Origin of the sequence: Falsiroseomonas oryzae (assembly GCF_027856955.1) — a bacterium.
GTDB lineage: Bacteria > Pseudomonadota > Alphaproteobacteria > Acetobacterales > Acetobacteraceae > Falsiroseomonas > Falsiroseomonas oryzae.
In genome coordinates, this window is record NZ_JAPSMD010000389.1 from 1 (window position 1) to 5,091 (window position 5,091).

Genomic DNA, 5,091 nt, shown 5'->3' on the forward strand with positions numbered 1-5,091 from the left:
CATCACCACGCAGGCCACCGCTTCCAGCGCGCGCACGGGGCGGCCCTGCGCCTCGCCCCAGAGGGTCAGCGCCAGCACCTCTGCCGGGCCGGCGATGCGGGCGGGCAGGTCCAGGGCGGCGCTCATGCCTCGGGCTCCCCGGCGCGCAGGCCGAAGCCGATGGCGCGGCCCGGCAGCGCATGGCCGGAAACCGCGGCCGCGGCGGTTGCGGCGCGGCTCACCTCGTCCAGCTTCGCCTCCAGCCGGCCGAGCTGCTGCGTCAGCCGCGAATCGAGGTCACGGATCAGCGAGAGGGGCACGTAGGTGCGCGCCACCTCCAGCTTGAAGGCGTCAAGCTCGGCGCGCGCCGCCTCGGCCGCGGCGGCCGCCGGCTCCTCGGGGCGGGCGGCGACGTCGCGGCGCAGCTGCACCAGCATCCACAGCAGCACGAGCGCGAGCGGCGCATCGGCCAGCGCCGCCGCGACGGCCGGCGGCAAGTCGGCAAGCATGGCTGTCACTCCTCCGTTTGGGGCGCGCGCCTTGAAGTGGCGCCCCGGCGAACCCACCCTTGCGCGCGCGCATCGCGACGCCGGGACCATGTGGAACGAGCCCTATCTCGAGACCTGCTGCCGCTCTGCCCTGCACCGGCTGACGCTGGTGGAGCGCGCCGGCCGGCCCGCCGGGCTGAAGGACGGGCCCTGCCTGGACCGGCTGCAGGGGATGGGCCTGGCGCGGCTGCGCAGCGACGGCCGCTTCGAGATCACCGCCGCCGGCGAGGTCCGGCACGGCAGCGAGATCCTGAAGAAGAGAGCGGCCGCGTAGCCTCGGTCGCGTAGCCGCGGCCAATCAGGCGCCGCGCCAGTCCGGCAACGGTCCGCGTGGCGGCAGCGTGGGCAGGCGCACCGGCTCCGACATCAGGCAGCCGGCCACCGCATCCAGCGCGTCGTCGCGGCCGCCCGGCGCATCCGGCCGCCAGGCGGCCATCTCCTGCGCGAAGCGCGTGCGGAACACGCTCTCATGCGCCGAGAGGCGGCGCGCGGCCAGCACCGGGTCCAGCGCGCCCAGGATGCGCTGCACCTTGGGGATGCGGCTCGCCATCTCCACCACGGCGCAGCTCACGCCGGTGCGCGACAGCTCCTGCCGCAGCAGGCCGGGCAGGAAGCCGCCGATGCCGTTGGTCTCCACGCGCAGCACGGGCAGCAGCAGGTCGCGCGCGATCGTCGCGACCGCGCGGCATTGCTGCGTGGCGGGATCGTCCTCCGCGCCCGGATCGTGCGTGAGGTAGGCCAGGCGATGCAGGTAGTGGCGGCCCGCGGCGTCGGCGTAGCTGGCGGCGAGCACGCTGGCGTCGCCGCGCCCCGGGCGGCCGAAGGCCGGATCCCACCAGCCGCCGCCGGAGACCAGCCGTGTGCCCATCAGGCTCAGCACGCCGCGCCCGTTCGCCTCGCGGTAGTCGGGCTCGGCGGCATAGCGCGCGATCAGCGCGGGATCGAGCCGCGCCGCCTCCTCCGCCACCGCTTCCAGCAGCATCTGCCGGCGGAAGGCGAGAGGTCCGACGCGGTCGCGCAGCTTCGCGATCGCCTCCGCCGGGAAGCGTTCCGGCCAGGCGCTGTCGCCGTTGCCGTCCAGCAGCGGCAGCACCAGGCGGCGATAGCCGGCGAGGAAGGCGTCCTGCCCTTCCGCATACAGGCTCTCCGCGCAATGCGGCGTGCCGACGAACAGCAGCGCGCCGCCCGGCGTCAGCACGAACTCCGCTTCCGTCAGGCGCTCGCGCAGTTCCTCGCGCTTGGCCGGCGTGTCGCAGTTGCCGGCGACCTCGACATCGTCGCAGACGATCATCTCGGCCCGCGCGCCGGTGATGTTGCCGCCGATGCCCGCGGCGAGCATGGAGGCATCGCGCAGCACCGCGTCGCGCGCCACGGTGAAGCGGTCCGAGGCCCAGCTGCCTTCGCCGCGTTCCGGCAGCAGGGCGCCGCACAGCGGATGCCGCGCCAGGATGCGGCGTACGGTCGCCACCATGCGCGTGGCCAGCGCATGGTCGGCGGCCAGCACCAGGATGCGCGTATCGGGCTGCCGGTAGAGTCGCCAGGCGCAGAACAGGCCCACCAGGGTGGACTTGCCGGCCCCACGAAAGGCCATCAGCAGCAGGCGGCGGTCGCCGCCGTCGAGCGCCGATTCCAGCCAGCGCAGCACGCGGCGGTGCAGGTCGGGCGTGCCGAGGCGGGCGCGCTGGTTCCAGACCCAGGCGAATTCCAGCAGGTCGGCAGGGCGTTGGTGTCCGGGGTGCTCGATCACGTTTTGTTCTCAAGCGCGATACCGGCGCGCATGGCGGCCAGCAGCTCGTCCGGCGTCGGCTCCGCCTCCTCGCCCACGGGCGGCTCGCCGGACAGGATGCGCAGCTGCGCCAGGTGCTCCAGCGCCTCGCGCGCGGCGGCGCTGCGGGCGATGTAGAGCTTCGGGTCCTCGGTGCTGGTGCCGGAGATGAAGCCCAGATAATCCTGCTCCAGCCGCTCCTTCGCCAGGTCACGCAGCTCCGGCGCGATGCCGGAGGGCGCGGGCGCGGCCGGCTTGCGCGCGCGCTTCATGCCTTCACCACGCGCACGCGCAGCGTGCCGGGGCTGAGGTCCACCGCGCCGCCGGTGCGGTTCCACAGCACGGCCGTCACCGTGTCCTGCGCGCTGACCTGGGCCTGGAACAGCAGCGTGGTCGCGACCGAGAAGGCGGCCTGCACGAAGTCGCCGGGCCGCGCGCCGGGCACCGTGACGTTCTGCGTGGCGTTCGCGCCGGCCGCGAGGGAGCCGGGATCCCACGCGGCCTCCGCCACCAGCTCCCGCGCGCCGTGCCGCAGGTCGGGCAGGCCGTAGAGCACGGCCGGCGCGTGGCGCGGGTCGCAGCCGAGGCGCATCGCCCGCACCTCGTAGTCGCGGTCGATGCGCGCGACGCCGATGACGGCATAGCCCACCGCCGCGGAGAGCCGCACCGCCTGCAGGCGCGTCAGCGTCGCATCCTCCATGTCCGCCGCGCCCTGCCACCAGCGTGCCGCGGCGTTCCACTGCACCGACTGGCCGGAGGCGAGGACGAGCTGCCCCGCTGCGTCGGTCAGCAGGTTCATGCTGGCGTCGAAGCACATCACCATCAGACGCGGCGCATCGGCATCCAGCGCCAGCGCGAAATCCTTGCAGGCGCGCGCATCCACCACGAAGCCCAGCGCGCGGCCGCCGCCCAGCACGGCGCCGCGGCTGGTCAGCGTGAAGGCATCGAGCCCGGGAAAGGCGAAGTCGGCCAGCGTTGCGGGCGCACCCTGCACGTTGGAGGAGAGGCAGGCGAGCTTCTCGAAGCCGGTCTCGCTGGCGTTCCACCGGATGGCGGCGGCGCGCAGGCTGGGCACGGCGGCGAGTTCCCGGCTGGCTTCCACATGCGGCGCCGCCTGGTGCAGCACGCGCACCGCCCCGCCGAGCCGGGTGGCGGAGCCGGCATGCTCGATCTCCACCTGGTAGCCCTGGCTGGCCCAGGCGATCTCGTAGAGATGGTCCTGTGCGCCGGCGGTGTGGCGCGCGACGAAGCCGGTGCAGCCTTCCATGCGCAACGCGCGGGCGACCACGGCGCGGCTGTTCACCTCGCAGAGGAAGGGGATGCCGGCGATCGGGCGGTCCTTGGCGTTCAGCTCGAAGTTCGGGCCGTCGAACAGGTGGCGGTTGTGCGCGACATAGGCGCCGGGCGCCGCGGAGAGCCGCACGCCGAAGCGGTCCTGCGTGGTGTTGACCGTGCTGCCCACGGCGAAATGCCCGCCATAGTAGCGGATGGAGGTGTTCCACGCGGCCGCTGTCGCGCAGCGCACGTCGAGCCCGATGCGGTTGTTGACGATGCGGCCCAGCACCAGCGTCGTGTCCTCGAAGCCGCGGCCGTCGCCGAGCGTGCGGATGCCGATGGTGAAGCCGCCGGCCTCGCGGATCTCCACCAGGCTGGCGTCGAGGTTGCGCAGCAGGATGCCGATGTCGCCCTCGTTCGACCAATCGGACTGCGTGGCGCGCGTGACCGCGAGGCCGGTGAGGATCTTGTTCGCGTTGCGCGCCGCGCCGCCGTCGCCGATGGTGAGGGCGGGCTGGCCGGCCGGGCCGGCGTAGAGGATGGCCCCGCGCATCACCAGGCCCGCGGCGGCGCCGGGCAGCGTCAGCGGAATGACGGTGCGGAAGGTGCCTTCGCCGATCAGCAGCGTCTTGCCGGCGGCAGCCGCAGCGTTGAGCGCGGCCTGCAGTGCCGGACCGTCATCGGTCGCGCCGTCGCCGGTGGCGCCGAAGTCGCGCGCCGAGAGTCGCTCGCCGAGCTTGTCCTCCGCCGTGCGCGGCACGGCGCCGGGGAATGGCGCCGTGATCAGTCCGGAGTCGCGCGGGAAGACGGTGGCGTTCCCGTTCGAATCGAAGCCGAGCAACCGGTTCGCGCGTGCCGGGCGCAGCGGCACCACCATCTGCCCGCCGACCTCGGACGGGTCGGCGCGCAGCGCGGAGCCGAGTTCGTCGCGCTGTTCCTGCTGCACGGCGACCAGCCGGTCCAGTTCGTCGTTCAGCGTGCGGGCGCGCAGCAGGCCATTGTCCTGGAAGTCGGTGTTGCGCTCCACGCGCACGCGGCGGCGCAGCGTGACGGTGCTGCCGGGCTCGGGCGGCTCGGCAAGCAGGGCGATACCGCCCTCGGTGGCGCCCGCGCCGACGACGGCATAGCCACCGGCCAGCACCACCGCGCCGACGCGCACCTCCAGGTCCTCGTCGTCGAAGATGGGGAAGGGATAGGCGAAGTCCGTGCGCGCGCCGTCTCCGACATACTGCACGCGCGGCGCGACATCGCCGATGCGGATGTGCTCGGCCATGAGGGGCTCCGATCTGGGTTGGGGTGCGCCGCGGCGCTAATCCAGCAGATTGCGCAGGGTGTTCCCGAAGCTCGCGCCGGCGCGCAGCCACGGCGTCAGCGAGCCGTCGTCGTTCAGCAGGCTGCGCCGCCCGGCCGACAGGCGCGCGGCGAAGACCGCATCCGAATCCGCCTGCGCCGCCGCCGCGTCGCGCTGCATCCCGGCGGTGAGCGCGGCGGCGGAGCCTTCGTCCGGCGCGACGCCGCCGGCCG

At 74.1% G+C, this 5,091-nt stretch carries 5 protein-coding genes and 1 pseudogene; 1 reads left to right on the plus strand and 5 read right to left on the minus strand.

Annotated elements, in window-relative coordinates:
• Positions 1–122: 122 nt before the first annotated feature.
• The gene (locus OZN99_RS25120) at positions 123–488 is read right to left on the minus strand and encodes a hypothetical protein (RefSeq protein ID WP_270937976.1); all 366 of its coding nucleotides are present in this window, start codon (positions 486–488) and stop codon (positions 123–125) included.
• Between the two features lie 88 nt (positions 489–576).
• Between OZN99_RS25120 and OZN99_RS25125 the strand changes: the two genes are divergently transcribed.
• The gene (locus OZN99_RS25125) at positions 577–801 is read left to right on the plus strand and encodes a hypothetical protein (protein ID WP_270937980.1); all 225 of its coding nucleotides are present in this window, start codon (positions 577–579) and stop codon (positions 799–801) included.
• A 24-nt stretch (positions 802–825) separates the two neighbouring features.
• Here the strand turns inward: OZN99_RS25125 and terL are convergent, their stop codons facing one another.
• From terL to OZN99_RS25145, 4 genes and pseudogenes are all read right to left on the minus strand, one after another.
• Positions 826–2,274 (minus strand): phage terminase large subunit, encoded by a 1,449-nt coding sequence (terL, locus tag OZN99_RS25130; protein WP_270937977.1) that lies wholly within the window; start codon positions 2,272–2,274, stop codon positions 826–828.
• Positions 2,271–2,564, minus strand: a complete 294-nt coding sequence (locus tag OZN99_RS25135) for a hypothetical protein (RefSeq protein ID WP_270937978.1) — start codon at positions 2,562–2,564, stop codon at positions 2,271–2,273. Before OZN99_RS25135 ends, terL begins: the two co-directional genes overlap by 4 nt.
• Positions 2,561–4,840 (minus strand): phage tail fiber protein, encoded by a 2,280-nt coding sequence (locus tag OZN99_RS25140; protein WP_270937979.1) that lies wholly within the window; start codon positions 4,838–4,840, stop codon positions 2,561–2,563. The genes OZN99_RS25135 and OZN99_RS25140 overlap by 4 nt, the downstream gene beginning before the upstream one ends.
• A gap of 36 nt (positions 4,841–4,876) precedes the next feature.
• A pseudogene (locus tag OZN99_RS25145) lies at positions 4,877–5,091 on the minus strand (hypothetical protein); the annotation flags it as partial.

Bases quoted from the DNA above. Each gene is read 5' to 3' on its own strand.
- OZN99_RS25135 (WP_270937978.1), bottom strand. From the start codon at position 2,564: ATGAAGCGCGCGCGCAAGCCGGCCGCGCCCGCGCCCTCCGGCATCGCG.
- OZN99_RS25120 (WP_270937976.1), bottom strand. From the start codon at position 488: ATGCTTGCCGACTTGCCGCCGGCCGTCGCGGCGGCGCTGGCCGATGCG.
- OZN99_RS25140 (WP_270937979.1), bottom strand. From the start codon at position 4,840: ATGGCCGAGCACATCCGCATCGGCGATGTCGCGCCGCGCGTGCAGTAT.
- OZN99_RS25125 (WP_270937980.1), top strand. From the start codon at position 577: ATGTGGAACGAGCCCTATCTCGAGACCTGCTGCCGCTCTGCCCTGCAC.